At 71.7% G+C, this 26,692-nt stretch carries 24 protein-coding genes; 12 read left to right on the top strand and 12 right to left on the bottom strand.

Going from position 1 to position 26,692, the window contains the following annotated elements:
* Positions 1-94: 94 nt before the first annotated feature.
* From IEY30_RS16140 to IEY30_RS16130, 3 genes are all read left to right on the top strand, one after another.
* Positions 95-1,345 (top strand): neutral zinc metallopeptidase, encoded by a 1,251-nt coding sequence (locus IEY30_RS16140; RefSeq protein WP_156035380.1) that lies wholly within the window; start codon positions 95-97, stop codon positions 1,343-1,345.
* A gap of 74 nt (positions 1,346-1,419) precedes the next feature.
* A complete protein-coding gene (locus tag IEY30_RS16135; protein WP_030200225.1) occupies positions 1,420-2,031 on the top strand; it encodes a YgjV family protein in 612 nt (203 codons plus the stop codon).
* Between the two features lie 144 nt (positions 2,032-2,175).
* Positions 2,176-2,505 carry a 2TM domain-containing protein gene (locus IEY30_RS16130; RefSeq protein WP_229675041.1) on the top strand — a complete coding sequence of 110 codons (330 nt, stop codon included), beginning with the start codon at positions 2,176-2,178 and terminating at the stop codon, positions 2,503-2,505.
* Here IEY30_RS16130 and IEY30_RS16125 read toward each other — a convergent pair.
* Together IEY30_RS16125 and IEY30_RS16120 are read right to left on the bottom strand one after the other, a co-directional pair.
* A complete protein-coding gene (locus IEY30_RS16125; protein ID WP_052358672.1) occupies positions 2,456-3,367 on the bottom strand; it encodes a hypothetical protein in 912 nt (303 codons plus the stop codon). The genes IEY30_RS16130 and IEY30_RS16125 overlap by 50 nt on opposite strands.
* A 40-nt stretch (positions 3,368-3,407) precedes the next feature.
* The gene (locus IEY30_RS16120; RefSeq protein ID WP_030200219.1) at positions 3,408-3,782 is read right to left on the bottom strand and encodes a thioesterase family protein; all 375 of its coding nucleotides are present in this window, start codon (positions 3,780-3,782) and stop codon (positions 3,408-3,410) included.
* A 110-nt stretch (positions 3,783-3,892) separates the two neighbouring features.
* On the opposite strand from IEY30_RS16120, the gene IEY30_RS16115 reads away from it, so the two are divergent.
* The 6 genes from IEY30_RS16115 (at position 3,893) to IEY30_RS16090 (ending at position 12,151) form a co-directional block, all read left to right on the top strand.
* Positions 3,893-4,540 (top strand): lysoplasmalogenase, encoded by a 648-nt coding sequence (locus tag IEY30_RS16115; protein ID WP_156035378.1) that lies wholly within the window; start codon positions 3,893-3,895, stop codon positions 4,538-4,540.
* 344 nt (positions 4,541-4,884) lie between these two features.
* On the top strand, positions 4,885-5,655 hold the full coding sequence (locus IEY30_RS16110) for a putative endonuclease domain-containing protein (protein WP_030200215.1): 771 nt from the start codon (positions 4,885-4,887) through the stop codon (positions 5,653-5,655).
* 293 nt (positions 5,656-5,948) lie between these two features.
* Positions 5,949-8,888 (top strand): leucine--tRNA ligase, encoded by a 2,940-nt coding sequence (gene leuS / locus IEY30_RS16105; RefSeq protein ID WP_030200214.1) that lies wholly within the window; start codon positions 5,949-5,951, stop codon positions 8,886-8,888.
* A 54-nt stretch (positions 8,889-8,942) separates the two neighbouring features.
* Positions 8,943-9,839, top strand: a complete 897-nt coding sequence (fakB, locus tag IEY30_RS16100; protein WP_030200212.1) for a DegV family protein — start codon at positions 8,943-8,945, stop codon at positions 9,837-9,839.
* Positions 9,836-10,438 (top strand): glycerol-3-phosphate 1-O-acyltransferase PlsY, encoded by a 603-nt coding sequence (plsY, locus tag IEY30_RS16095; protein WP_030200209.1) that lies wholly within the window; start codon positions 9,836-9,838, stop codon positions 10,436-10,438. Before fakB ends, plsY begins: the two co-directional genes overlap by 4 nt.
* A 153-nt stretch (positions 10,439-10,591) precedes the next feature.
* Positions 10,592-12,151: an outer membrane protein assembly factor BamB family protein gene (locus tag IEY30_RS16090; RefSeq protein WP_030200207.1), complete on the top strand. Its 1,560-nt coding sequence runs from the start codon at positions 10,592-10,594 to the stop codon at positions 12,149-12,151.
* 93 nt (positions 12,152-12,244) lie between these two features.
* Here the strand turns inward: IEY30_RS16090 and IEY30_RS16085 are convergent, their stop codons facing one another.
* Positions 12,245-12,796, bottom strand: a complete 552-nt coding sequence (locus tag IEY30_RS16085) for a tetratricopeptide repeat protein (RefSeq protein WP_030200205.1) — start codon at positions 12,794-12,796, stop codon at positions 12,245-12,247.
* A gap of 22 nt (positions 12,797-12,818) precedes the next feature.
* Complete coding sequence (gene purU, locus IEY30_RS16080) at positions 12,819-13,661, bottom strand: formyltetrahydrofolate deformylase (RefSeq protein WP_030200203.1); 843 nt, start codon at positions 13,659-13,661, stop codon at positions 12,819-12,821.
* Between the two features lie 347 nt (positions 13,662-14,008).
* Between purU and IEY30_RS16075 the strand changes: the two genes are divergently transcribed.
* Both IEY30_RS16075 and IEY30_RS16070 read left to right on the top strand, forming a co-directional pair.
* Complete coding sequence (locus IEY30_RS16075; RefSeq protein ID WP_229675040.1) at positions 14,009-15,076, top strand: ComEA family DNA-binding protein; 1,068 nt, start codon at positions 14,009-14,011, stop codon at positions 15,074-15,076.
* 410 nt (positions 15,077-15,486) lie between these two features.
* Positions 15,487-17,652, top strand: coding sequence for a ComEC/Rec2 family competence protein (locus IEY30_RS16070; RefSeq protein WP_229675039.1), 2,166 nt, complete (start codon positions 15,487-15,489; stop codon positions 17,650-17,652).
* A gap of 93 nt (positions 17,653-17,745) precedes the next feature.
* Here the strand turns inward: IEY30_RS16070 and IEY30_RS16065 are convergent, their stop codons facing one another.
* From IEY30_RS16065 to IEY30_RS16040, 6 genes are all read right to left on the bottom strand, one after another.
* Entirely contained in the window at positions 17,746-18,306 is a 561-nt protein-coding gene (locus IEY30_RS16065) for a cupin domain-containing protein (protein WP_081920567.1), read from the bottom strand.
* Positions 18,307-18,340: 34 nt separating this feature from the next.
* Complete coding sequence (locus IEY30_RS16060) at positions 18,341-19,222, bottom strand: DUF1295 domain-containing protein (protein ID WP_030200193.1); 882 nt, start codon at positions 19,220-19,222, stop codon at positions 18,341-18,343.
* Positions 19,219-20,544 carry a class I SAM-dependent methyltransferase gene (locus tag IEY30_RS16055; RefSeq protein ID WP_030200192.1) on the bottom strand — a complete coding sequence of 442 codons (1,326 nt, stop codon included), beginning with the start codon at positions 20,542-20,544 and terminating at the stop codon, positions 19,219-19,221. The genes IEY30_RS16060 and IEY30_RS16055 overlap by 4 nt, the downstream gene beginning before the upstream one ends.
* A 79-nt stretch (positions 20,545-20,623) precedes the next feature.
* Positions 20,624-22,147, bottom strand: a complete 1,524-nt coding sequence (locus IEY30_RS16050; RefSeq protein ID WP_030200187.1) for a gamma-glutamyltransferase — start codon at positions 22,145-22,147, stop codon at positions 20,624-20,626.
* Positions 22,144-22,725, bottom strand: a complete 582-nt coding sequence (locus tag IEY30_RS16045; protein WP_030200185.1) for a peroxidase-related enzyme — start codon at positions 22,723-22,725, stop codon at positions 22,144-22,146. Before IEY30_RS16045 ends, IEY30_RS16050 begins: the two co-directional genes overlap by 4 nt.
* A gap of 61 nt (positions 22,726-22,786) precedes the next feature.
* Positions 22,787-23,734 carry a LysR family transcriptional regulator gene (locus tag IEY30_RS16040; protein WP_030200183.1) on the bottom strand — a complete coding sequence of 316 codons (948 nt, stop codon included), beginning with the start codon at positions 23,732-23,734 and terminating at the stop codon, positions 22,787-22,789.
* A gap of 136 nt (positions 23,735-23,870) precedes the next feature.
* Between IEY30_RS16040 and IEY30_RS16035 the strand changes: the two genes are divergently transcribed.
* Positions 23,871-24,839: a Sir2 family NAD-dependent protein deacetylase gene (locus tag IEY30_RS16035; protein WP_229675038.1), complete on the top strand. Its 969-nt coding sequence runs from the start codon at positions 23,871-23,873 to the stop codon at positions 24,837-24,839.
* A gap of 30 nt (positions 24,840-24,869) precedes the next feature.
* On the opposite strand, the gene IEY30_RS16030 is transcribed toward IEY30_RS16035, so the two are convergent.
* Together IEY30_RS16030 and lexA are read right to left on the bottom strand one after the other, a co-directional pair.
* Positions 24,870-25,766: a hypothetical protein gene (locus IEY30_RS16030; RefSeq protein ID WP_030200179.1), complete on the bottom strand. Its 897-nt coding sequence runs from the start codon at positions 25,764-25,766 to the stop codon at positions 24,870-24,872.
* Between the two features lie 11 nt (positions 25,767-25,777).
* Positions 25,778-26,503, bottom strand: a complete 726-nt coding sequence (gene lexA / locus IEY30_RS16025) for a transcriptional repressor LexA (RefSeq protein WP_030200177.1) — start codon at positions 26,501-26,503, stop codon at positions 25,778-25,780.
* Positions 26,504-26,692 lie beyond the last annotated feature (189 nt).

Raw genomic sequence — 26,692 nt, 5'->3', positions numbered from 1 at the left:
GTGTGCGGCCCGATGTCGCCCCTGGCGGTGATGATGGGCCCGTCGCCCGCGGCATCGGGTCGCGGGCACGACACGAAGGAGCACTCACGTGCGCATGACCACGACCTGGACGACCGCCATCGTCGCGTCGCTGGCCATCTCGGGGATCACCGGAGCTGCGGCCGCCTCAGCGGCCTCCGCCCCCCAGATGCAGACCCAGACCCAGAGCCAGACCCGGGCAGGCTCGGCCTTCGTCGCCGCCGACGGCCACACCTACGACTACGCGTCGGGCACGACGTCCGACCCGCGTGCCGCTGCCCTCCTCGCCAAGGTCCGCAGCCTCCTGCCGGCGGACTGGCGGGCGCGGCAGGCAGCGGCGCTGTCGCGGTTCGGGGTCGAGCCGTCCGCGGCGCAGGACGCGCTCGGTCGCGCCATCGACCCCACGCAGTACCAGTGCGCCCCGACCCGGCTCGACGCCTTCGTCGACGGGATCATCGCCGACATCGACCCGTCGAGCCTCTTCGTGCTGTCGATGCTCGGCGGCTTCGACTTCCCGACGTACGACGCCCTGCTCTTCGGCAGCCAGGGTGATGCCCTCCACGCGCTGACCAAGTCCTCGCGCAACGAGCTGACGAGCTCCTTCCGGGCCGCGCAGAAGTTCTGGGACACCGACGGCTCCGACATCCAGCTCATGGCCATGCACGGTGACGTCATGCGTGACCCGGCCCGCCTCACGCGGCTCATCGCCGTCCTCTACGGCGTCCCGGACTCCGACGCGGCCGAGCTGGCGGGCCTCGTCGTCGACGTCGTGACGAGCGACCCCGGGCTGGACGGCGGTGACAACCCGATCTTCACCCTCAACGCGTTCGCGTTCAGTGGCGCGGGTGACCCCGACCCGATCATCTCCTCGCTGCCCGACAAGCTCGTCTTCGGCGACGGCATCCTCGAGGCGCTGGACGCCATCGGGGTCGGCGACGTCGGTCCGCGAGCGGTCCTCGGCCACGAGTACGGCCACCACGTGCAGTACGACAAGGACCTCTTCGCCTCACCCCTGACCGGTCCCGAGGCGACGCGTCGCACCGAGCTGATGGCCGACGCGTTCGGCACGTACTTCGTGACCCACAAGCGGGGACTCGCCCTCAACACCAAGCGCGTCCTCGAGGCCGAGCAGTCCTTCTACCAGGTCGGCGACTGCTCCTTCACCAGCGCCGGTCACCACGGCACGCCCAACCAGCGGCTGCGGGCCTCGACGTGGGGTGCCTCGGTCGCCGCCGACGCGCAGAAGCAGGGGCAGGTCCTGCCGTCCCTGACGCTGGACTCGCGTTTCGAGTCGGTCCTGCCGCAGTTCGTCGCGCCCGACGCCTGAGCAGGCGTCGACACCCGGTGCGGGCACCTGCCGATTCCGGCCGGCAGGGGCCCCGCCCGCACTAGGGTCGGCCCATGGGTTCGTGGTGGCTCGAGGCCGTCGGCTGGGCCGGCTCGGCGGTCCTCGTCTGGTCGTTGCTGCAGACGCAGCTGCGCCGGCTGCGGCTCATCAACCTCGTGGGCTGCGTCGTGCTCATCGCCTACAACGCCGTCAACCACGTCTGGCCGATGGTCGGGCTCAATGTCGTGCTGGCCGGCATCAACGTCTACTACCTGACGCGGATGTCCCGGGAGAAGCACGACTCCGGCGTCTACGAGGTGCTCGAGGTCGCCGGCGACGACACGTACCTGCGCCACGTGCTGCGCGTACACGAGGGTGACATCCGGCTCTACAACCCCGAGTTCGTGCACGACCCGTTCGCCGGTGACCCGTCCTACCTCGTCCTGCGCGGCGACGAGACGGTCGGGGTCGTGCTCATGCGCGACGCGGGACAGGGCACGGCGCAGCTGCTGCTCGACTGGGTGACGCCGCGCCACCGGGACCTGACGCCCGGTGAGTTCGTCTTCGGTCCGGAGGGCCCGTTCCGGCGGCGCGGCTTCAGACGGGTACTCACGCCCCCCGACATGGTCGAGCCCTACTACGAGAGCCTCGGCTTCCGCCGCGACGGGGACGCCTACGTGCTGTGACGTGCCGAGTTCGTCTCGGATGTCCTGGGAGAGTAGGTGATCCGCCGCACGCCCGTCGGTCAGCCGGGCCTCATCGGCCTAGGCTTGGGACAGGGAGCCGTGTGGGTCTGCCGCACGGAGGCCCGTGAAGGATCGGTGAGCACCATGACCGCGAACCAGTTCCCGGTCGAACCCCATCCTGACGCGCCCGACCCGACCGTCGACCGCGTCGTCCCGGAGGACGACCTGCGCGGCAGAGCACTCGGCCGGCTGAAGAAGAAGGCCGACTTCCGCACCCACCTGCTGATCTACCTCCTCGTCAACGGCGTGATCATCCTCATCTGGGCGATGACCGGCTCAGGCTTCTTCTGGCCCGCCTTCGTCCTCGGCGGCTGGGGCATCGGGCTCGTGGCCAACGCGTTCGACGCCTATGTCGTCGACACGCCTACCGAGGAGCAGATCGAGAGCGAGATGGAGCGGCTGCGTCGTCGCTGACGCCTCCGTGGGCCGAAGCCGGGTCCGAAGGCGCCGCGTCGGCCGGTTCGGCACGCCCGGCCAGGGCGATGCATCCGGCGAGCGTCACGACGAAGGCGGCGGCCGCCAAGGGCGTCCGTCCCGGCGCGACCCGGTCGCCGAGCACCAAGAGGCCGACCGCTGCCGGCACGACCGTCTCGGTGGCGAAGGTGAGCGCGGCAACGGTCGTCACCCGGCCGTGGCCCAGTGCGGCCGCATAGGCCACGGTCGCGAGGGCCGCGTGCACCACGAGTGCCCACGCCAGCCCGCTCGTCGTCAGCCGCCACACGGGGGAGGGGACCTCGAGCAGCCGGGCTGCGACCCCGACCCCGCCGAAGCCCAGACCTGCGGCGACACTGAGCAGGACCACGCCTCGGCGCCGGTCGTGGTCGAGGACCCCCACGCCGAGCAGTGCCGCGACGAGCGCGGCGGCGCCCGCCAGCCCCCAGGCCGCTCCTGGGCCCGGACTCACAGCCGGGGCGTCCACCGCAGCGAGCGCCAGACCCGTCAGCCCGGCGCCGACCCCGCACAGGGCGACGACCTCGGCCGCCCCGAGGCGGACCCGGAGCACGAGCACCGACAGCACGGCGGTGACGGCGACCGACGACGCGACCGCGGACTCGACGAGGAAGAGGGGCAGGGTGCGCAACGCCGCCACGGACGCGAGGAAGCCGGCGGCATCGAGGCCGAGCCCCACGGCATACGGCCACGCGGCGCGGACCCGGCCGGTCAGCGGGGTTCCGGCCGGCAGCGCACCGGCTCGGCGGACACCGATGGCCTGCAGGACGGTGGCCGCGCCGTAGGCGAGCGCCGCGACGAGGGCGCCGAGCAGTCCGAGCGTCACGCGGCCATCGTGGCAGGCGCGGCTGGGAGAGGACTGCGGGTCAGAGCACCCGCTGGCACTTGCTCATGAACCGGTCCGGGTCGACGACGGCCCGGTGGATCTCGCCCTTGGCGAGCTCCTCGCCGTCGGAGTCCTTGACCGTCACGTGGCACACGAGGCGACGACCGTCGTTGATCGGCTCCGCGCACAGGACGGTGATCTCGGAGCCGACCGCGCTGCCCTTCACGTGCTCGATCTTCACCGTGGTGCCGACCGTCGTGTGGTCGGAGTCGATGGTCTGCTTGCACACCTGGAAGGCGGCGCTCTCGCACCACGTGATCAGACGCGGCGTCGCGAGGACGTCGAGGTCACCGCTGCCGAGCTGGGCGGACGTGTCGTCGGCGGTGACCGTGTGCTGGAACTTGCGCATGGGCATTGGACGAGTCTGGCAGAGAACTGGACGTTCGCCGATTCGTCTCGACAGGTGGTGGGCTCGTGCAGCGTGTCCGTGCCGCCGAACTGGGTGCTGGCTGCAAATCTGGCCTCGTGACCACCCATCTGTGGGTTATCAGCGTCGCGCTCGGGGTGACGGCGCTGCTCAACTGGCGCTCCGTGCTGCGCGGCGACGTCGTCGTCGAACGGCTCACCAAGCCACTCGTCGTGCTACTGCTCATGGCCCTGGCCTGGTCGCTGCACTGGGAGGGCTGGGTGCCGGGCTCACCGCCCCTGCTGCCGGTCGTCGTGGCGCTCGCGCTCTGCCTGGTCGGCGACGTCGCGCTCCTGCGGGCGACGGAGGCACGCTTCCTCGTCGGCCTCGGCGCCTTCCTGCTCGCCCACGTCGCCTACATCTGGGCGATCCTCGAGACGCCCGGGGCCGAGGGCTTCCCGTGGCCGCTGCTGGCTGCCGTCCCGGCGCTCGTGCTGCTGCACGCGAAGGTCGGCCGCGACATCGTGCGCCACTCCGGCGGGCAGAAGGTGCCGGTCTTCGTCTACCAGCTCGTCCTCACCGCGCTCGTGCTCGTCGCGGCGTGGAAGGGGGACTGGCTGCTCGTGGCGGGGTGCGCGGTCTTCGTGACGTCCGACGCGGTGCTGGGCCACGACCGCTTCGTGCGTGAGCGTCGCTGGGCGCCCCTGACCGTCATCGTGACCTACCACGTGGCCCAGGTCCTCATCCTCGTAGCCCTCTACCGCTGACAGTCGAGTGAGCGCCCCGCCCCACAGACGACAGTCGAGTGAGCGCCCCGCCCCAGCCCGTCCCCGTCGAGTGAGCGCCCCGCCCCAGCCCGTCCCCGTCGAGTGAGCGCTTGTCCACACCCGTTCGACCTCGATCGTCAGCATCCACAGGAGCCACGTCGTCGGGTCGCCGAGAGGCATCCGCCGGCCAGAGTGAACGAGTGCTCAGACTTCAGCTTCCGGACCCCAGGGTCGATGAGGCCCTGGTAAATCGCTGTCGCGCCGCGTTCGCCGTGCTGCCGCCACTCAGTGCCTTCTCTCATGTCACCGCAGCGCAGCTCCTGGGCCTTCCACTGCCGTATGCCGTGACCGAAGACGTTCGCCTGCACGCAGTCCGACCGATTGCCTGTGCCCAGACGAGGATCGAGGGCGTGGTGGGACACCGCTTTCACCACCCGCGCGGACTGGTCGACATCCACAACCTGCCGGTCGTCGGTCCAGCGGACACCTGGGTCGACCTGGGCGAGCTCGTCGGACGAGGCAAACGGATCGGGATCGATGATCTCGTCATCCTCGGAGATGCGTGTGCGACGCGACTCGGGGCCGTGGCGCCACTGCATGAAGCGCTCGGCCGCCGGATAAGACCTCGGGGGAAAAGGACCCTTGCCGAGGCCCTCGGACTGGTTCGCCTCGGTTCTGCGTCGCCCATGGAGACCGTTGCCCGACTCATGTTCATGAGGGTCGGCCTGCCGGAGCCTCTGCTGAACGAACCCGTGCGTGCGGCGGACGGTTCTGGTCGCCTCCTCGGCTTCGGCGACCTGGTGTGGCGCATCGACCGGCCCGGCCAGCGGCCCATCAGAGTCATCGGGGAGTACCAGGGCGAGGAGTTCCACGCCAGTCCCGAACAACGAGCGCACGACGCGTGGCGCCGACGAGGTTTCGAGCGCGACGGCTGGATCGTCCACGAGATCTGGCGCGCCGACGTGACCGGAGACGCGTCGAGGCGGGCGCTCGTCGCGAAAGTGGCCTCGAGCCTGCGCATTCCTCTTGAGGCGCTGGATCTCGCGGAGGTCGGCACCAAGTTCTTTGCTCGTCACGCGATCGATCTGGCCATCCAGCGAAGCATGAATCCATGAGGTGGGGCGCTCACTCGACTGTCGACGGTGGGGCGGGGCGCTCACTCGATCTTCGAAGGATGGGGTGGGGCGCTCACTCGAGTTGGGGAGGCGTGCTTGCTCGGGTGTCGATGGCGGGGAGGGCGGTCGACGGGGACGGTGGGAGGGGCTGCGCTAACCTTGGGCCATGGCTGGCCTGCTGCTCCTTCCGCAGCCGCGTTGACGAAGGTCGGGACTCCCGACATCAACGCGGCTTCCCCTCCTGTGTGAGGGGTTTTCTTTTGCCCGGGCCCAGCAGCGACGAGAGAGACGACATGAGCGAGCAGAGCAACGAGACCCCGTTCCGCTACACCGCCGCGATGGCGCAGCAGATCGAGACCGCCTGGCAGGACCGCTGGGAGGAGGAGGGCACGTTCAACGCCCCCAACCCCGCCGGTCCGTGGGCCGAGCCCGAGAAGGTCGCCGCCCGCGGCGAGAAGCTCATCGTCCTCGACATGTTCCCCTACCCCTCCGGCGTCGGCCTGCACGTCGGCCACCCGCTCGGCTACATCGCGACCGACGTCTACAGCCGCTTCCACCGGATGCTCGGCAAGAACGTCCTGCACGCCCTGGGCTACGACGCCTTCGGCCTGCCCGCGGAGCAGTTCGCCGTCCAGACCGGACAGCACCCTCGGAAGACCACCGAGGAGAACATGACCAACATGAAGCGCCAGCTGCGCCGCCTCGGGCTGGGCTTCGACAACCGCCGCACCTTCGCGACGATCGACGACCACTACTACCGCTGGACGCAGTGGATCTTCCTGCAGATCTGGGACGCCTGGTACGACGCCGACGCCGTCCGCGAGGACGGCGGCCGCGGCAAGGCGCGTCCGATCAGCGAGCTGGTCGAGGAGTTCGAGTCGGGCCGCCGCGCCGTCGTCGAGGCCGACGGGCGGGGCTGGGCCGACCTCCCGGCCACCGAGCGCTCCGCGGTCCTCGAGCGCCACCGCCTGGCCTACACCGACGAGGCGCCGGTCAACTGGTGCCCCGGTCTGGGCACGGTGCTCTCCAACGAGGAGGTCACCAACGAGGGGCGGTCCGAGCGCGGCAACTACCCGGTCTTCCGCCGCAACCTCAGCCAGTGGAAGATGCGGATCACCGCGTATGCCGACCGGCTGGCCGACGACCTCGACGGGGTCGACTGGCCCGAGAAGGTCAAGCTCATGCAGCGCAACTGGATCGGCCGGTCCAAGGGTGCACGCGTCACGTTCCCCGTCGTCACCGGCACGGGCGAGGAGGACGGCATCGACGTCTTCACGACCCGCCCCGACACGATCTTCGGTGCGACCTTCATGGTCATCGCGCCGGAGCACCCGCTCGTGGACTCCCTGGTGCCGCAAGGTGACTGGCCCGACGGCACCAAGGACGCCTGGAAGGGGGCGGACACCGAGGCGAGCGCGACCCCCAAGGAGGCCGTCGCCGCATACCAGCTCGCAGCCTCGCGCAAGGGTGACGTCGAGCGCCAGACCGAGGGCAAGGACAAGACCGGTGTCTTCACCGGCTCGTGGGCCACGAATCCCCTGACGGGAGAGCGCATCCCGGTCTTCGTCGCCGACTACGTGCTGATGGGCTACGGCACCGGCGCGATCATGGCCGTGCCCGGGCAGGACACGCGCGACTGGGAGTTCGCCGAGAAGTTCGACATCCCGATCGTCCGCACCGTCCAGCCGGCCGAGGGCCACCCCGACGACGAGCCGTTCCTCGGCGACGGCGTCGCGATCAACTCCGCCAACGACCGCATCTCCCTCGACGGCCTGCACGTCGCGGACGCCAAGGCGAAGATCATCGACTTCCTCGAGGCCGAGGGCACCGGCGAGGGCACCATCAGCTACCGCATCCGCGACTGGCTCTTCAGCCGCCAGCGCTACTGGGGCGAGCCGTTCCCCATCATGTTCGACGAGGACGGGGTGGCGTATGCCGTCCCGGACGACGAGCTGCCGCTGACCCTTCCCGACGTGCCGGACTACAGCCCCAAGACGTTCGACCCGGACGACGCCCAGAGCAGCCCCGAGCCGCCGCTCTCCCGCGTCCCCGAGTGGGTCGAGGTCGAGAAGGACCTCGGCGACGGCAGAGGGCTGCGGAAGTTCCGTCGCGAGACGAACACGATGCCCAACTGGGCCGGCTCGTGCTGGTACTACCTGCGCTACCTCGACCCCGCGAACCGCGAAAGCCTCGTCGACCCCGCCAACGAGGCGTACTGGCTGGCGCGGCACGACACCCCGGTCGAGGGCGCGCCGGCCGGCACGCGTGACCCGGGCGGCGTCGACCTCTACGTCGGCGGCGTCGAGCATGCGGTGCTGCACCTGCTCTACGCGCGCTTCTGGCACAAGGTCCTCTTCGACCTGGGCCACGTGAGCAGCGAGGAGCCGTTCCGGAAGTACTTCTCGCAGGGCTACATCCAGGCCTACGCCTACACCGACAGCCGCGGTCAGTACGTCACCGCGTCCGAGGTCGAGGAGCACCCGGGCAGCCACGGCGCCGAGCCGACGTTCACGTGGCAGGGGCAGCCGGTGAACCGCGAGTACGGCAAGATCGGCAAGTCGCTGAAGAACTCCGTCAGCCCCGACGAGATGTACGACGCGTACGGCGCCGACACCTTCCGCGTCTACGAGATGTCGATGGGGCCGCTGGAGCTGTCCAAGCCGTGGGAGATCCGCGCGGTCGTCGGCAGCCAGCGCTTCCTGCAGCGCCTGTGGCGCAACGTCGTCGACGAGGCGACCGGCCAGGTGCGGGTCGTCGACGCGGCCCTCGACCAGGCGCTGACGACGCAGCTCCACCAGACCATCGCCGGGGTTCGTGACGACTTCGAGGGGCTGCGGTTCAACACCGCCATCGCCAAGCTCATCGAGCTCAACAACGCCGTGACGAAGCTCGACGCCCCGCCGCGCGAGGTCGTCGAGGCCATGGTGCTCATGCTCGCGCCCATGGCCCCGCACATCGCGGAGGAGATGTGGCAGCGCCTCGGTCACGACGACGGGGTGGCGTATGCCGCGTTCCCCGTGAGCGACCCCGCCAAGATCGTGGAGGAGCAGGTCACCTGCGTCATCCAGATCAAGGGCAAGGTCCGCGACCGGGTCGAGGTGAGCCCCGACATCTCCGAGGACAACCTCCGCGAGCTGGCGCTCGGACGTGACAAGGTGAGGGCGGCGACCGAGGGCGGCATCCGCACGGTCATCGTGCGGGCGCCCAAGCTCGTCAACGTCGTGCCGATGTGACCGTCTGACGGCGGCGGACGAGCGACGCACCCACTGCGACGGAAGGAGCGGGACGTGACCACGAGGATCGTCACCGACTCGACGGCCTACCTGCCCACCGAGGTCGTCGAGCGGCACGGCATCGAGGTCGTCCCGCTCCACGTCGTGGTCGGGGGCCGCGACCACGTCGAGGGCCGGGACATCTCGGCCGCGAGGGTCGCGGCCGCCCTGCGCGAGTACACCATCGTCACGACCTCGCGCCCAACCCCGCAGGTGTTCGCCGAGACCTACCAGCGTCTTGCCGACGAGGGCGCGACGGAGATCGTCTCGATCCACCTGTCGTCGCAGATGTCGGGGACCGTCGAGGCGGCGCGGCTCGCGGCGGCCGACGCGCCCGTGCCCGTCGAGGTCGTCGACAGCGAGACCATCGGCATGGCCATGGGGTTCGCCGTCGTCACAGCCGCCGAGGAGGCCGCCGAGGGAGCCGATGCCGCAACGGTGCTCGACGCCGTGCGTGCACGCCTCGAGCCGTCGGGCGTGCTGTTCTACGTCGACACCCTCGAGCACCTGCGTCGCGGTGGTCGCATCGGGGCGGCCTCTGCCCTGCTCGGTTCGGCTCTCGCGATCAAGCCGATCCTTGCGGTCCGGGGCGGACGCATCGTGCCGGTGGAGAAGGTGCGCACCTCCTCACGTGCCGTGGCCCGCATCGAGGCCATGGTCGTGGAGCAGGTGCACAAGGGCGGCCACGTCGTGAACATCGCCGTGCACCACCTCGACGCGACGGCCCGCGCCGAGCAGATCGCGGCCGACCTGCGAACGATGGTCCCCGGCTCGCCGCAGGTCGTCGTCGTCGAGCTCGGCGCGGTCGTCGGTGCCCACGTCGGGCCGGGCACCGTCGCCATCGCGGTCTCGCCTCGTCCGGGCGAGCCGCTGCCCGAGACCCCCGTGCAGAGTGAGGCCTCCGGGTCGTGACCGTCGGCAACGTGTTCGCTTGGGCCGCAGGGGTGCTCGCGGCCTTCCTCGTCGGCGCGCTCAACCCCGCGACGATGATCGCGCGGCTGCTCGGCAAGGACCTCGCGTCGTCTGGGTCAGGCAACCCCGGCGCGACCAACGCCGGCCGGGTGCTGGGACGCAAGTGGGGAGTCGTCGTCGGGGTGCTCGACGTCCTCAAGGGACTCGTCCCCACGTTCGTCGCAGGTCACCTCTTCGGTGCGCACGCGGCATACGCCGTCGGCATCGCGGCCGTGCTCGGGCACATCTGGTCACCCTTCCTCAAGGGCCGCGGCGGCAAGGGCGTGGCCACGACGCTCGGCGCGATCCTCGGGGTGCACCCGTGGGTCGCCCTGGTCGTCGTCGTGGTCTTCGCCATCGCCGTCGCGCTGACCCGATGGGTGGCGGCCGGGTCGATCTTCGGGGCCCTCGCGATGCTCGTCGTGGCCGTCCTGATCTGGACCGGTCACGCACCCGGCGACGTGTGGACCGGCTTGTGGCTCATGGCGATCGGGCTGCTCGTGCTGGCCCGCCACAAGAACAACGTCGTCGGCTGGTGGCGTCAACGACACGTCGCCTGAGCGGCTCGCCCCACTTCGCACACTGCGTCCCACGATTCTGGGGCAGTCTGCCCGGAACGCCGGACCGAGCCGATCCCGCAGGTCTACGTTGAAAGACGTCCACTCGGGGGTCACCATGACGGCCCCCGAGGGTCGTCAGGCACAGGAGTCCAGATGACCAGGATGATGCGTCATGCACGGCTGTGGGTGACAGCAGGGATCGCAGGAGCCCTGCTGATAGGGGGACAGGCCGCCGCTGCTCCGAGCAGCACAGGATGGAGCTCGGCCGGCGGGGACCGGCAGAACACGAGGTACGCCGCGGACGAGACCAGGATCTCGCCCACGACCGTCGGCCGCCTCGGAGCCAAGTGGGCGGTCGCGACGGAGGGTGACGTCTCCGCGACGCCCTCCGTGGACGACAAGCAGGTCTACGCGCCCGACTGGGCCGGCAACCTCTACGCGGTCAACCGCGCGAGCGGCAAGGTGGCCTGGAAGACGCGGATCTCCGACTACTCGGGCATCCCGGGCGACAAAGCCCGTGCCACGCCGGCGGTGGGTGACAAGGCCATCGTCGTCGGCAACCAGGGACCGCTCGGTCACGGCGGCGAGGTGATGGCGATCGACAAGGCCACCGGGGCGCTGCTCTGGAAGACCCAGGTCGAGGACCACCCGGCGGCGATCATCACCCAGTCGGCGACGATCTGGCGCGGCGTCGTCTACGTCGGGGTGGCCTCTCAGGAGGAGCTCCTCGCGTCCGGGATCGCGGGGCCGTACACCTGCTGCAGCTTCCGCGGAAGCATTGCGGCGCTCGACCTCGCCACGGGTGACATCCTCTGGAAGACCTACATGACACCAGGCCCGGACTACCCGGGGACCGCGGTCTGGGGAAGCTCGCCCGCCGTCGACGCCAAGCGCGGCTCGCTCTACATCGCGACGGGCAACAACTACGACGTCCCGGACACTGTGCTCGCGTGCATCACGGCAGCCGGGACCGACACCGCGGCCCAGGCGGCGTGCCTGCCGCCCGACGACCACTTCGACTCGATCGTCGCCCTCGACCTGGCCACGGGCGCGGTCAAGTGGGCCACGCGCGCGCTGCCCTTCGACGCCTGGACCGTGTCGTGCATCTTCGGCGACCCGAGCAACTGCCCGCAGCCGTCCGGTCCCGACTACGACTTCGGTCAGGCGCCGGCCCTCTACAAAGTGGCAGCCGGACCCGCCAAGGGGCGTGAGCTGCTCGGCACCGGACAGAAGAGCGGCGACTACTGGGCGCTCGACCCGGACACCGGCGCCGTGGTGTGGAAGACGTCCGCAGGACCCGGCGGCACGGCCGGTGGCCTCCAGTGGGGGTCGGCCGTGGACGGAAAGCGGGTCTACACCGCGAATGCCAACAGCAACTTCGTTCCGTACCAGGGCTCGACGGACGGCGTGTGGTCGGCCCTCGACGCCGCCACGGGCCAGGTCCTGTGGCAGACCCGACCGCCGCACGGCGGGTCCACGTCGGGCCCGGCCACCACGGCGAACGGCGTCGTCTTCGGCTGCTCGCTCGACGCTGCCGGCTGGATGTATGCGTTGAACGCCGCGACCGGCCAGGTGCTGTGGTCGTTCGCGAGCGGCGGCTCGTGCCTCTCTGGTGCGGCGATCTCGGACGGGACCGTCTACTGGGGGTCCGGCTACAGCAACTTCGGCTTCGGCACGCCGAACAACAAGCTGTACGCGTTCGCGCTGCGCTGAGCTGTCACTCCTGCTCCCGTCGTGGTGCCCACCACGACGGGAGCAGACCACGCCCGCGGACTCGGGCTGACGGCATACGCAAGGGGTTCGGGGTCAGGAGGCGTCGGTCAACGCGGCGAGGGCGGCGCGGGTCGACTCGGCGCGAGGCTCTCCGAGCTCCTCGCGGATGGCAAGACACGCCTCGAAGCACGTGACCGCCTCATCGGTCCGCCCCGCGTCGACGAGGAACCGGCCCAGGTGGTGCAGCGTGTAGTGCTCGACGACCCGGTCTCCCGCCGCACGGGCGAGGTCCAGCGCTTCCCGGAAGTGCGTCTCGGCCGCGGGCATGGCGTCGGCGTAGTGCTCGGCCGTCGCCATCACGAGCAGGGCCCAGCGGAGGCTCTCGTCACGCCCGGTCTCCCGGGCGACCTGGACAGCCGGGCCGGCGAGCGCGACCGCCTCGTCCTCGTGTCCTGCGATCGTGAGTGCCTCGGCGAGGTCGACGGCGGCGTCGAGCACCGCGGCGCCCGCGGAGTCACCGGGCGAGGCCTCGACCGCTGACGTGAGGTCGGCGCGGGCGTCGGCCACGGCACCCTCGTTCTCCTCCGGGGTCCGCGTGTACCGCCCGAAGTGCGGCTGGCCGACGACGAAGCTGGACCCACTCACGGCAGCACGCCACCGATCCCCGTCAGAAGACGATGGTGCGTCGGCCGGAGAGGAAGACGCGCGACTCCGCGTGGTCGCGGACGGCGCGTGAGAGCACTCGCCGCTCGACGTCGCGGCCGATCGCCACGAGCCGGTCTGGCGACTCGGCGTGCGTGACGCGGACCACGTCCTGCTCGATGATCGGGCCCTCGTCGAGGTCGGCGGTGACGTAATGTGCTGACGCGCCAATGAGTTTCACGCCTCGGTCGTGCGCCTGGTGGTAGGGCTTCGCGCCCTTGAAGCCCGGCAGGAACGAGTGGTGGATGTTGATGGCCCGCCCCTCGAGGGCACGGCACAGGTCGTCGCTGAGGATCTGCATGTAGCGGGCGAGGACCACGAGCCCGACGCCCTCGGCCTCGACGAGACGGAGCAGCTCGGCCTCGGCCTCGGCCTTGGTGTCCTTGGTGACGGGGATGACGGTGAACGGCAGGCCGTAGTACTCGACGAGCCCGCGGCAGTCCTCGTGGTTGCTGACGACGCCGACGATGTCGATGGGCAGGTCGCCGGACTTCCAGCGGTAGAGCAGGTCGAGCAGGCAGTGGTCGAACTTGCTGACGAGGACGACGGTCCGGCAGTGCTCGTCCTCGGGCCGCGCGGAGAGGTGGTGGTGCGCGATGGCAGAGCTGTCGCGGATCGCCGCGAGCACCTGCTCGACCTCGTGCGGTTCGGCGTCGAAAACCGTGCGCATGAAGAAGAGGTCGGTGTCCTCGTCGGAGTACTGCTGGTTCTCGACGATGTTCGCGTCGACGGCGAGCAGCGCCGCGGAGACGGCCGCCACGATGCCGGGTCGGTCGTCGCAGGTGAGGGTCATGATGTGCCGAGCCATTGGAGCAGTCTGGACCAGGCGGGCGCGGGGGAGTGAATCGACGCGCGGGCCGTCTCGGGCTGTGGCCGTCCACACCCCCTCGGACGCGGGACGGGTTGTCCCCAGCGGGTGCTGGGGCGCGGGCGGGTGGGTGGCCGGGTTCCTAGCGTCGTCGTATGCCGTTCCGACCGTCCCAGAGACCACCTGACCTCGAGCGGGTGGCCCGGGTGCTCGGGTCCCGAGGCGCCGGGGTAGCCCGGCGCAGCGCCTATGAGTCGGCCGGTGACGTCCTCCTCCCACTGGTGGGTCACGAGCGTGGCGGCTGGGTGCCGCGTGCGCCGACAGCCGACGTGGCTGACGTCGCTGACGTGGCTGACGTCCTTAACGTGGCCGTGGCCGACGACGCCGAGGTGTGGGCCGTGGATGGGGCGGGGGACGCGGACTCGGACGGCGACCGTGACGCGGGCCAGGACGCGAGCGTGCGTTCGGGATCGGGATCGGGATCGGGATCGGGAGCGGGATCGGGATCGGGCTCGGCCTCGAGTTCGGGCTCGGGTGCAGGGTCGGGTGCGGGCGAAGCGGCCGGTTCGGTGGTCGCGGCAGTGCGCCGCCTGCAGCAGCGGGCGACGGAGGACGACGAGGTGGCGCGGCTCGACGCCGACCTGCGTCGCGCCCGCCGCCCGGGAGTGCTGACGATGCCCGACGAGCTGCGCGCCGGTCGGCGCTCGGTCAGCAGCGCAGCAGTGGTCTCGCTGCTCGCCCTCGTCGTCGCGGTCGGCTGCGCCTTCGTGCTGCGCGTGCTCTGGGCCGAACGCTCGGCATCGGTCCCCGACGTCGCCCCCGGGCCGTCGCGGTCGGTGCAGGTCGTCGGTGGTGCGGCAGCGACCGCGGCGGCGACGAGCCGAACGGCCGCCGCGACGAGCTCCTCGGGTGCCGGTGAGCCGACTCCGACGGTGGGCGCTGAGCTGGTCGTGCACGTCGTCGGGCAGGTGGTCAGGCCCGGCCTGGTCCGGCTGAGGCAGGGGGCCCGGGTGGCCGACGCGATCACGGCGGCCGGGGGCACCCGCTCAGGATCCGACCTGGCGGCGCTCAACCTGGCGAGACTCGTCGTCGACGGTGAGCAGATCCGGGTGCCCCGACCCGGGGAGGCCGTGGCCGCGTCCGGTGGCGTGTCCGGTGGCGCGGCTGGTGCCTCGGGTGGTGGTGCGGGGACGGGAGGGGCCGGGTCGTCGGGCGGCTCGGGAGCGCCTGTCAGCCTCAACTCGGCCGACGTGGCTGCGCTCGACTCGTTGCCGGGCGTGGGACCGGTCCTGGCGCAGCGCATCATCGACTGGCGCACGGAGCACGGTCGCTTCACCTCCGTCGACGAGCTCGGCGAGGTCAGCGGCATCGGCGACAAGCTCATGGCGCAGCTGCGGCCGAAGGTGACGTTGTGACCGCCCCGGTCCCTCCACCCGGCCGCGAGCGTGAGCAGCGACCGCGGGGTCCGTCCCTCGTCGTCCTGACCGGGCGCGAGACGCTGCGTCGGGTCCGGCCGCGCTCGCCGGCGCGGCTGGACCTCCGGCTGCTCGTGCCGGTCGTGCTCGCGTGGCCGGCCGTTGCATTCTGGGGCCTCGTCGCCCCGGTGTGGCTCGTGACGACAGTTGCCGTGGTGGCTCTGGCGATCGGGGTGCTCACGGGTGCCGCGGGCGCTTCCCCGAGGAACGTGGGGGCCCCGTGGAATGGGGCGAAGCGGTGGAAGCACAGGAGCCTGCGGCACTCGCGTCCCATGATCGGTCCCCGCCGCCGGGGGCCGGGAGGGACGCCCTCGCGCGCAGGACCTCCGGGCCTTCGAGGGGTCGCAGCGGTGTGCGCCGTGCTCGCGCTGGTGCTGGGCGCCGCCGCCGGTCACCGGGCGACACGGGCCGCAGGCCCTGTCGGCGACCTCGCGGCCGAGCGCGCCGTCGTCACCCTGCAGGCCACCGTCGCGGCAGAACCGCGCGCCGTGAAGGCGCCCGGCGGGGCAGCGCAGGATGGCCCGGCGGGTCCCGTGGTCACCGTGGTGCGCCTCGACGTGACGCAGGTGTCCGGGCGGGGGAGCACGACTCAGGTCGACAGCCCGGTCCTCGTCATCGGCCGTGGCCCCGACTGGGCCGGGCTGCGCTGGCACGACCACGTGCAGGCGGTCGTGCGGCTCGCCCCGGCTGAACCCGGTGACGACGTCGTGGCAGTGGCGACGCCCAAGGACGCGGTGCGGGTGCTCGCCGGGCCCGGTGGTGTGTTCGAGACGGCTGACGTCGTGCGGGCACGGTTCCGCTCGGCCACCGCGTCGCTGTGGCCAGACGCCCGCGGGCTCGTCCCCGCCCTCGTCGTCGGGGACACCTCGCAGACCCCGCCCGACCTGAGGGCGGTCATGCTCGAGACCGGACTCAGCCATCTCAGCGCCGTGTCGGGGAGCAACGTGACGTTCGTGCTCGCCGCCGTGCTGTGGCTGGGCGGCCTCGTCGGCGTTCGGCGCCGGTGGCGTCCACCCGTAGCAGCGCTCGGTCTGCTCGGCTTCGTCATCCTCGCCCGCCCGGAGCCGAGCGTCGTCAGAGCAGCCGTCATGGGCCTGGTCGGGCTGCTGGCACTCTCGACCTCACGACGACGTGCCGGGGTGCCCGCCCTCGCCGCCGCGATCGTCGTCCTGCTCGTGTGGGACCCATGGCTGTCCCGCTCCTACGGCTTCGCCCTGTCGAGCGTCGCCACCCTCGGGCTGCTCGTGCTGGCCCAGCCCTGGGGACGCACCATCGCCCGTCGGCTGCCGGTCCTGCTCCGGCCCCTGGGGCCGGTTCTCGCCATCCCGATCGCGGCCCAGGTCGTCTGTGCCCCGCTCGTCGTCCCGCTCCAGGGCAGCGTCTCCGTCGTCGCGGTCCTCGCCAACCTTCTGGCTGCGCCGTTCGTCGCCCCGACGACCCTCGTCGGCGTCGTCGTCGCACTCGTGTCCGTCGTCTGGGTCACGGGAGCCGGGTGGCTCGCGTGGGCCGCTGCTCTCCCCGCCCAGGCCATCGCGGCCGTGGCCCGATGGTCCGCGGACCTGCCGTTCGGCAGCATCGGCTGGGGCGACTCCGCCGGCGCTGCGATCCTGCTCGGGGTTCTCACCGCCGGGGTCATCGCCACCGCGCCCTGGGCCTGGCACCGCAGCCGGCACCGGCCGACGGTGGCCGTGTCCGTCATCGTGCTCACGGCGGGGCTCGGGCTGCCGACCGCGCCGATCGCGTGGCCTCCGCCCGGCTGGGTCCTCATCGTCTGCGACGTCGGCCAGGGGGACGGGCTGGTCGCCGACAACGGGGACGGGCACGTCGTCGTCATCGACGCCGGTCCGGACCCCGAGCCGATGCGGGCCTGTCTCGACCGGCTCGGCGCGACCGCCGTCGACCTCGTCGTGCTGACGCACTACCACGCCGACCATGTCGGCGGACTGGCTGCGGTCCTCGAGCGGCCGGTCGCCGAGATCCGTGCCTCACCGGTGCTGGATCCGCCCGCCGAGGCCGACCGCGTCGCCCGCCTGGCTGCGGCGTCCCGGGTGCCGATGGGTGAGCTGCGAGCCGGCCAGCGACTCGTCGTGGGCGCGGTGAGTGCCGACGTCTGGTGGCCGGCACGTCGCATCGATGCGGGGTCGGTGCCCAACAACGGGTCCGTGGTCCTGACCCTGCACGTCCGCGGGGTGACCGTCCTGCTCGCGGGCGACATCGAGCGGGAGGCCGCAGCGCAGGTGCTCCAGGAGGTGGGGCGCGACCCGGGACGCTGGGGGCACGTGGACGTGCTCAAGGTCGCCCACCACGGGTCGAGCAACCGGGACGACCGCCTCCTCGACCGCATCGACGGCCGGCTGGCCCTCATCAGCGTGGGCGAGGGCAACGACTACGGACACCCGGCGCCGGCGACGATGAAAGCCCTGCAGGACAGGGGCTTCGACGTCCATCGCACCGACCTCGAGGGTGACGTCGCCGTCGTCGCCGACGGTGGGGAGGTGCGGGCCGTGGGCCGGTGATGTACCTCCGGGGAGGTTGGTCAGGGCGGCCCGGTCGCGCTCAGATGGTCGGCCGGGGCTGGTCGGCCAGGTCGGTACGGCTTGGCAGGTCCGTCAGGCGGGGTTGGTCGGTGCCGTGGGGTCGACCGGGCGGTCCTCGGGGCCGGCCGATGCGCGCTGCACCTCGTCGAGGTCATGGCCAGCGCCAGGGTCGGAATCGGTGGCCGGCCCGTGGCCGGATTCGTCAACGGCGACGAGCTCGAAGTCCGCGAAGTCGAACCCGGGTGACACGAGGCAGCTGACGAGAGCGTCGGCCGGTCCTGGCACCGTGCGCTGCCAGACGCCGGCCGGGACGACGGCCTGGGCCACGTCGCCCGCCGCGAGGTCGACGCCGAGCACGACGGCCTCGGCGTCGCCGTCGGCCGGTGGACGGGGACCGGCACCGCCGAGCTCGAGGACGACCGAGCCGGTGTGCGCCAGCCAGACCTCGTCCGAGGCCACGCGGTGCCACGCCGAGGACTCGCCCGCGGGCAGCAGGAAGTGGATCAGGGTGGCCGTGGCGCGCACGCGTCCGTCAGGGAGGGCCACCGTCTCGGGGGAGACCCACGTCTGGCGGTACCACCCGCCCTCGGGGTGGGGCTGCAGGTCGAGGACGTCGGCGAGGTGCGGGCGCATGTCGCCCATCATCCCCGACCTGCAGCGCTGGTGCTCAGTCGCGCACCGACGGGTCGGCGGGCTTCGGCGGCCAGGGGAAGAAGCCGCTCGTGCGCCGCACGTAGTCGGCGTACTCGGGGCGGCGATCGCCGATGTCCTTCTCGAGCAGCTTCTTGCCGGTGCCGCCGTAGAGGTTCCACACCATGACGGCGGGCGAGAGGATCGTCAGCACGCCGGGCCACGCGCTCGCCGCGACGAAAAACAGCCCGGTCCACACGCTCGCGTCGCCGAAGTAGTTCGGGTGGCGGGTGTAGCGCCACAGGCCGGTGTCGAGGACCTTCCCCTTGTTGGACGCGTCGTTGCGGAAGCGCGTCAGCTGGAGGTCACCGACCGACTCGAAGAAGAAGCCGACGGCCCAGACGAGCACGCCCAGCCACAGCACCCAGCCGATCCCGCCCTCGACGAACATCGCGATCTGCACCGGGAGGGAGACGAACCACATGATGAGGCCCTGGGGCACGTAGATGTGCAGCAACGCGTAGACGTTCGGGTTGCCGTCGGCGCGCTTGAGCATGGCCTCGTAGCGGGGGTCCTCGCCCTTGCCCCGCGATCGGCTGAAGATGTGCCCGGCGAGCCGGAGCCCCCACGCGGCCGTGAGGCCGAGCGCCAGCCAGCGCCGGAGCCCGTCCCCGTGGCCGCCGCTCGTGACGAACGCCGTCAGGGCGATGGCCACGAAGCCGAGCCCCCACGTCACGTCGATGACGGCCTGCTTGCCCACGCGCAGCGCCACCGCGAAGGTGATGCCGAGCACGACGACCACCGCGACCGCGGTGGCCAGCAGAGTGCGCCCGAACGCCCCGCCGTCGAAGCCCGCGGCCTCGGCGGCCGGAGCCACGACGGGGGCGAACGCCGTCCAGACCGACGACACCGTGGTCACCAGGCCCGGACGGGCGGCATACCGCTGCGGCCGTCGGTCGTCGGCTTCACGGCGAGGATCTGGTCGACGCCCATGCGCCCCTCCTCGAAGGCAAGCGCGCCGCCGACGAGGTAGAGCCGCCAGACGCGTCCGACCTCCTCACCGACCATGGCGACGACCCGGTCCCAGTTGGCCTCGAAGGTGTCGTACCAGGCGTTCACGGTCCACACGTAATGCTCGCGCATCGCGTGGACGTCACGGACCTCGAGGCCGGCCTGCTCGATGAGGTCGACGGTCTCGCCCACCGGCCGCATGTGCATGTCGGGCGCGATGAAGGCCTCGATGAACGGCCCGCCGCCGGGCCGCGTCGTGCGCGACATCTGCTGGATGAGGGCCCGGCCTCCCGGTCGCAGGAGGCGGTGGATCTGGCCGGTGAACGTCGGGTAGTTCTTCTGCCCGACGTGCTCGCCCATCTCGATCGAGGAGATCGTGTCGAAGGGACCGTCCGGGACCTCGCGGTAGTCCTGCAGCCGGATCTCGACGCGGTCCTGCAGGCCGCGCTCGCGGGTCCGCTCGTCGATGAAGGCCTTCTGCTCGCTCGAGATCGTCACGCCGACGACCTGCGCGCCGAACTTCTCGGCCGCGTGCAGCGAGAGGGAGCCCCAGCCGCAGCCGATGTCGAGGTGGCGGCCGCCCGGCTCGATGCCGAGCTTGCGGCAGACGAGGTCGAGCTTGTCGCGCTGCGAGTCCTCGACGGTGTAGCCGGGGTCGGTGCTCGTCCAGTAGCCGCACGAGTAGGCCATGTGCGGGTCGAGGATGAGGGAGTAGAAGTCGTTGGACAGGTTGTAGTGGTGCTCGATGGCGCTGCGGTCGCGGCTCTTGCTGTGCAGGCGCCCGCGCAGACGGGCCTGCGACACGGGGGGCTCGGGCGGCAGCCCGACGACGCCGAGGTCGAAGGCGGTGCGGATGCCGTTCTTCGCCACGGCGGCCACGGTGCCCGCCGAGGGACGCCCCCCGGCGAGGTCGCGCGCGGTCGACCAGACGCGGCGGAACCCGTCGAGCAGGTCACCCTCGACGTCGAGCTCGCCGGTCACGTAGGCCTGGGCGAGGCCGAGCTCGCCCGGGTGGCGCACGAGGCGGCGCAGGGCGGCGGGGTCGCGCAGGACGACGGTCGGTGCGTCGGCCGGACCCGCGACGGTGCCGTCCCAGGCCTTGAGGCGCACGGGCAGCTGCCCACCGAGCAGGGGAGTGACGACGGCCGCCAGCCGAGCGGCGATGCCGTTCGGACGGGAGGACGCCGCGGAGGGGGCGGGAGCGTCGGGGCGGTCGTCGGTCATGGTCATCGGGGTGGCCTCTCGTTGGGGGTCGACTCGAGATGATTCGGTGCCGTCCGGCGCGCGGATGGGACTGTTCTCGGCGTGTTCATGGAGATACCCCGACGGCCGCCTCGCGTCTCGCGTCCCCCGCGGCCACGAGCCCGTCGGGGCCGAGCACGGCCGCGCCGACCCCACCGAAGTACATGTGCGGTCCGGGATAGCGGTGCGACGGCAGGCCACTGGCCTCGACCGCGGCCGCGATGTCGTCGGACGGCTCGTGCTCGACGCGCGGCGACCCGTCGTCCATGAAGCGCACGTGCAGCCGCGGGGCGTCGATGGAGTGCTGGAGGTCGTCGCCGCGCAGCAAGCCACGGCCGAGCACCTGCATGAGCGCCGTCGTGATGCGGTCGGCGCCGGGGGAGCCGACCGCCAGCGCCGCCCCCGAGGCGCCGCGTCCGGTCGTCGGTGCCATGTTGGACGCGAGCCGCGTGCCGGGTGCGACGGCGTGCAGCCCGAGCCGGTTCAGCTCCGGCTCGCCGAGGGCGTTGTTGAGCAGGATGCCGGTGCCCGGGATGACCATGCCGGCGCCGTAGCCGGCGGACATCGTGATGGCACAAGCGTTCCCGTGCTCGTCGACGGCGGAGACGTGTGCCGTGGACGCCGAGGTCGGCAGGCCCGCGAGCCCATGGCGCTCAACCGCTTCGAGGAGGGCGTGGCCGTCGGCCTCGAGGTCGCGGGAGCGGTCGTGGACGGACAGCCGGTAGGCGAGGACTCGTCGTTGGATCTCGATGACCTCGGCCCACGTCCAGTGCTCGTGACGCGCGAGCTGGCCGAGCATGGCTGCGAGCATGGGGCCGCCGACCGACGGGGGTGGGTTGAGGGCGATGTCCCAGGACCCGACGGTCCGCATCGTCGGGCTGCGCACGACGGCTTCGTATGCCGTGAGGTCGGCGGTCGTGACGAGGCCACCGTTCGCGGCCATGTCCGTCACGAGCACTCGAGCCACCGCACCGGTGGTGAAGAGTGAGACCCCTTGTGCCGCAAGCAGGTCGAGGATGTCGGCGAGGTCGAGGTTGAGAGAGGTCTCGCCGGGCTCGAGCGGGCCGCCGTCGGCCCCCGTGACCAGCGCGTGGGCCTCGGGGTCCTCGCCGAAGAGCGTGTCGCGGACGAGACCGAGGTAGAGGGCCGCGGCGGCGCCCACGCGGTAGCCCTCACGGCAGGCGCGCGCCGAGGGCTCGACGAGACGCCGCCACGGCGCCGATCCGTAGCGGTCCCTGGCGAGTGAGAGTGCTTGCAGCGCACCGGAGTTCGCGACCGCGCCGTGCCCCGCGCCGATGGTCACCCCACCGCCGTAGTCGGTGGGCACCTGTCGCACGCCGCGCCCGAAGGCGGACGGATCTAGTCCGCGTCCTGGCATCTCGACGTTGCCGTCGACGACGACCGGATCGGCGTCCGCCATCCAGACGTTGACGAAGGCCCCGCCCATCAGGCTGACGACGCCGGGCTCCGTGCTCATGGCGGCGAGGGAGGCAGCGATCGCCGCATCGACGGCGTTGCCGCCCTCGTCGGCCACCTCGAGCCCGGCCTGCAGGGCGGCCGGGCCGGGGGCGGCCAGCGCGACCCGGGTCATGAGGTCGCTCGGCCGAGCGAGTGGTACTCCGGGTTGGGCACGAAGCCGAGCGCGGTCGACACGCGGTTGGTGAGGTTGAACATCCCGACCACCTGGACGAGCTCGACGATCTCGTGGTCGTCCAGGCCGACCGCGCGCAGCGGCTCGAGGTCGGACTCGGTGACCTCGGCGGGGCGCAGCGTCAGTTTCTCGGCGTAGGAGGCCATCGCGTACTCACTCTCGGAGAGCCCCGCCTGGCGCCAGTTGGAGGCCACGAGGTCGGACGTGACCTCGTCGCCGGAGTGCTCCCGGAGGGCTGCCCCGTGGCTCACCTCGCAGTACGTGCACCGGTTGACGCTGCTGACCACGACGGCCAGCAGCTCGCGGTCGGCGTTGCTCAGGTGCCCGTCCTTGTTGACGAGGAGGTTGAAGTAGCCCCACCAGGCGAGGAACTGCTCGCCGTTGACCGCCTGGGCGCGGAACACGTTGGGCACGAAGCCGAACGCCTCCTGCGCCTTGTCCCAGAGGCGACTCACGCCTTCCGGGACGTCGTCGCGCCCGGGCACGGGCAGGTAGGAGATGCGCTCGCGGTCACCCATGAGGCCACCGTATGCCGGGTGCGGGCTCCGCGCCCGTGGCGCGCCCTGCGACGGGCTTCGGTCAGCCCTTGGCGCCGACGAGCTGCGCGGGGGAGACCTTGGGGTCGGCGCCGGCGGCCTCGCACAGCGCGTCGAGCGCCGCGGCGACGGCGGGGACCCGCAGGAGGTCGGGCGTCGTCACGGCGAGGATCTGGCGGCGCGACGCGGGGGCGAGCGGCAGGGTGGCCACCTCGTCGTGCTTGGCGGCGTTGAGGATGAGGTCGGGCACGAGCGCGACGCCGAGGCCGGCGGTCACGAGCCCGAGCTGGGCGACGTAGTCCTCGGTCTCGAAGGCGACGTTGGGGCGGAAGCCCGCGGTGTCGGCGAGGGAGAGCAGGTGCCCGCGGCAGCGCGGACAGCCGGCGATCCACTCCTCGCCCGAGAAGTCGGAGAGCGTGGCGGCCTCATCGCCGGCGTGAGCGTGGGAACGGGGGACGACGAGTCGCACCTCGTCGTCCATGAGGCGACGCGTGACGAGCAGGGAGAGGTCCTCCTCGAGCTCGCCGAGGTCACCCCCCTCGTAGGCGAAGGCCACGGCGACGTCGCAGTCGCCCCTTCGCAGGGCGGCGAGCGACTCGGGCGGCTCGGCCTCGGTGAAGGTGACGGTGATGTCGGGGTGGCGGGCCTTGAGGATGGCGAGCGTGCGGGGCACGAGCGTGGCTGACGAGCTGGGGAAGGCCTGGAGGCGCACGCGTCCGGCGCGCAGCCCGGCGATGGCGGTGATCTCCTCCTCGGCCGCGTCCAGCGCGGCGAGGACGCCGACGGCGTGGCGCGCCAGCACCTGACCCGCCTCGGTGAGCCGGACCTGGCGGCCGTAGCGCTCGACGAGGACCGTCCCGGTGCGCTGCTCGAGGCGTCGGACCATCTGCGAGATGGCCGGCTGGGTGAAGCCCAGTGCGTTGGCGGCGCTCGTGAAGCTTCCCTCGTCGGCAATGGCCTTCATGACCCGCAGGCCGGCAGCATCGATCATGCCCCGATCATAACCGATGATTATGCAATCTGTGAGATTGCGTGCACGGCGTTCGCGTCCCCGACGGGGCGGCATCGCGCCCGCAGACCCTCGACGCGTGACCGGGAGGACGCGTGGGCCGACGTAGGCTGACCGGGTGCAGCAGGCGAACGGCATACCCCAGCAGGCGACGCCGGCGACGGCTCCCACGGTGACGGCCACGACCCGGCTGTCCACGTCACGTACCCTGCCGCTCGAGACGCACGACCTCGGCACGTTCGACGACCTCGTCGACCTCGTCAGCGCCGGCGGGGTCGTCGTGCTCTCCGGCGCGGGGCTCTCGACGGAGTCGGGCATCCCCGACTACCGGGGGCCGGACGGGACCCGCCGCGTCGAGCCCATGACCTACGGCGAGTTCGCCGGGTCCGGAGAGGCGCGTCGACGCTACTGGGCGCGCAGCTACATCGGGTGGCAGCGCTTCAACGCGGCCGAGCCCAACCAGGGACACCGCGTCGTCACCGACCTGCAGCGCGCGGGCTACGTCGGGCCGATCATCACGCAGAACGTCGACGGCCTCCACCAGGCCTCCGGGGCCACGGACGTCATCGAGCTGCACGGGTCGCTCGACCGCGCCGTCTGCCTCACGTGCGGCGAGTACACGACGCGAGTCGGCCTGCACGAGAGGATGACCGAGGCCAACCCCGGCTTCATGGAGCGCTTCGCCGAGGCCGCGCAGTCGGTGGGTTCGCAGTGGGGCAAGCAGGTGCGACCCGACGGCGACATCGTGCTCGCGGACTCGCTCGTCGCGTCCTTCCACGCTCCGCGCTGTCTCGTCTGCGGCAACGACACGGTCAAGCCCGACGTCGTCTTCTTCGGCGAGTCGGTGCCGAAAGCCGTGGTGGAGCAGTGCTTCTCGCTCGTCGAGGGCGCCGGGGCCGTGCTCGTGCTCGGGTCGTCGCTGTCGGTCATGAGTGGCTACCGCTTCGTCCGGCGCGCGCACCAGCGTGACGTGCCCGTCGCCATCGTCACGCAGTCGGCGACCCGGGGCGACGCCGAGGCGACGCTGCGCCTGCACGCGCCGCTCGGTCCGACGCTGGAGGACCTGCGCGTCGCTCTCGGCCACTGACCGGCGGCGGGGCTGCCTCGTCGCCGAGGACTACTCGGCCACGGACCGGGCCGACCGGGCCTCGGCGCCGTCGATGGCGCGCAGGTCCCACAGCTCCTTCGTCTGCACGCCCCAGTAGGTGCAGAACAGCACGATGATGATGACCTCGGAGATGAGCACGAGGTGGTCGAAGCCGTTCACCGTCAGGGCCGCGAGGACCGTCACGCCGAGGGCCACGGCGAGGGCCACCGCGATGGCGATGTAGATGCGCTTGTAGACGGCGGCCTCGTCGGCGCCGCGGTGCCGGTCCTCGGCGCGGGCGGCGCTCAGCACCATGACGGCGATGACTCCCGCCACCATCGTGCCCGCTGCGACGCCGTGGCTCAGGGCGATGAACCGGTCGCGCAGCACGAGGAAGAGGACGAGCTCGCCCAGCAGGACCGCGCCGCAGACGACCATGGCCACGACCGACCTCGCAGTCGGTCGTTCGGCCGGGTCACGCGTCATCGCGCCGCGCTTGAGCCAGGCGGTCACCCCGGCGGCGAGGACCGCCACGACGATGAGGGACCAGACGTTGTTGCGCACGGCCGCCGCGATCTCGGCCGGCGTCTGGCTGTAGGCGTTGGGCCCGCAGCGGCCGTCGGGCACGGTCGGGACGAGGGCGACGACGAAGGCCATGAGGCCGGAGAAGCCCAGCAGCACGTCCTCCTCGGGGGAGTGCCCCTTGTAGGCGATGAGGCTGGCGCCCAGGGCGCACAGCGACCCGACGAAGACGGCGCGCGCCGGCGTGTAGTAGTACGCACTGATCGACCCGAGCCAGCACGAGTGGCCCGTCTCCCACCACCACTGGTAGCCGACGGAGAGCAGCAGCATGAGCAGCAGCGCGATCATCGCCCCACGCAGGTAGCGGTAGGTGAGGACGACGTCCCGCGTGCGCGACGAGGTCACCGGCCCGGGCCTCAGATGCGGCGCAGGACCGCGGTGACCTTGCCGAGGATCGTGGCGTGGTCACCGTCGATGGGGGAGAAGTCGTCGTTGTGCGGCATGAGCCACACGTGGCCGTCCTTGCGCTTGAACGTCTTGACGGTCGCCTCGTTGTCGAGCATGGCCGCGACGACGTCGCCGTTGTCGGCGTGCTGCTGCTGGCGCACGACGACCCAGTCGCCGTCGCAGATCGCAGCGCCGACCATCGAGTCGCCGTTGACCTTGAGCAGGAAGAGGTCGCCCTCGCCGACGAGCTGCTTGGGCAGGGGGAAGACGTCCTCGACGACCTCCTCTGCCGTGATCGGCACGCCCGCCGCGATCTGTCCGAGGACGGGGACGTAGGAGGCCTGCGGACGCGCGTCGCCCGAGTCCGTCTCGGTGTCGTACTGGTCGCCCCTGGGTCCCGGCGGCGTGGCGTCGCCGGCGCGGTAGCCGAGCTCCTCCGCCTTGGCGTCGGGGGAGACGACCTCGAGGGCGCGCGGCCGGTTGGGGTCGCGTCGCAGGTAGCCCTTGGCGACGAGCGCGTTGAGCTGGTGGGAGACGCTCGAGGGGCTGGCCAGGCCGACCGCGTCACCGATCTCCCGCATGCTCGGCGGGTAACCGCGGCGGTCGACGGAGTTGCGGATGACCTCGAGCACCCGCCGCTGGCGGACGGTCAGGCCGTCGCCGGTCTCGCGATCGGGAAGCTCGGTCACGCCCATGGTGTCCCCTTCGTCGGCTCTTCGAGGCCCCGCCGGCCCGTGGAGTGACGCTGGTGAGGGGCCAGTGTCAGTGGTGGCTGGTGAGGTCTGTGGTGTGAGGAAAGACTACGGAGTTCGAACACAGTTGCCAAACACCTGTTCGATGCGTGTCTCGACTTCATCGAACATACGTGCTACAACTCGTACAGA

Source organism: Terrabacter tumescens (genome assembly GCF_014646815.1).
In the GTDB taxonomy this organism is placed as follows: Bacteria; Actinomycetota; Actinomycetes; order Actinomycetales; family Dermatophilaceae; genus Terrabacter; species Terrabacter tumescens.
This window is presented reverse-complemented; position numbering and strand designations above follow the sequence as displayed.

Excerpts from the sequence above, each read along its gene's own strand:
- IEY30_RS16140 (WP_156035380.1), top strand. The coding sequence starts at position 95 with ATGACCACGACCTGGACGACCGCCATCGTCGCGTCGCTGGCCATCTCG.
- IEY30_RS16135 (WP_030200225.1), top strand. The coding sequence starts at position 1,420 with ATGGGTTCGTGGTGGCTCGAGGCCGTCGGCTGGGCCGGCTCGGCGGTC.
- IEY30_RS16130 (WP_229675041.1), top strand. The coding sequence starts at position 2,176 with ATGACCGCGAACCAGTTCCCGGTCGAACCCCATCCTGACGCGCCCGAC.
- IEY30_RS16120 (WP_030200219.1), bottom strand. The coding sequence starts at position 3,782 with ATGCCCATGCGCAAGTTCCAGCACACGGTCACCGCCGACGACACGTCC.
- leuS (WP_030200214.1), top strand. The coding sequence starts at position 5,949 with ATGAGCGAGCAGAGCAACGAGACCCCGTTCCGCTACACCGCCGCGATG.
- IEY30_RS16090 (WP_030200207.1), top strand. The coding sequence starts at position 10,592 with ATGACCAGGATGATGCGTCATGCACGGCTGTGGGTGACAGCAGGGATC.
- purU (WP_030200203.1), bottom strand. The coding sequence starts at position 13,661 with ATGGCTCGGCACATCATGACCCTCACCTGCGACGACCGACCCGGCATC.
- IEY30_RS16065 (WP_081920567.1), bottom strand. The coding sequence starts at position 18,306 with ATGCGCCCGCACCTCGCCGACGTCCTCGACCTGCAGCCCCACCCCGAG.
- IEY30_RS16055 (WP_030200192.1), bottom strand. The coding sequence starts at position 20,544 with ATGACCATGACCGACGACCGCCCCGACGCTCCCGCCCCCTCCGCGGCG.
- IEY30_RS16050 (WP_030200187.1), bottom strand. The coding sequence starts at position 22,147 with ATGACCCGGGTCGCGCTGGCCGCCCCCGGCCCGGCCGCCCTGCAGGCC.
- IEY30_RS16045 (WP_030200185.1), bottom strand. The coding sequence starts at position 22,725 with ATGGGTGACCGCGAGCGCATCTCCTACCTGCCCGTGCCCGGGCGCGAC.
- IEY30_RS16040 (WP_030200183.1), bottom strand. The coding sequence starts at position 23,734 with ATGATCGATGCTGCCGGCCTGCGGGTCATGAAGGCCATTGCCGACGAG.
- lexA (WP_030200177.1), bottom strand. The coding sequence starts at position 26,503 with ATGGGCGTGACCGAGCTTCCCGATCGCGAGACCGGCGACGGCCTGACC.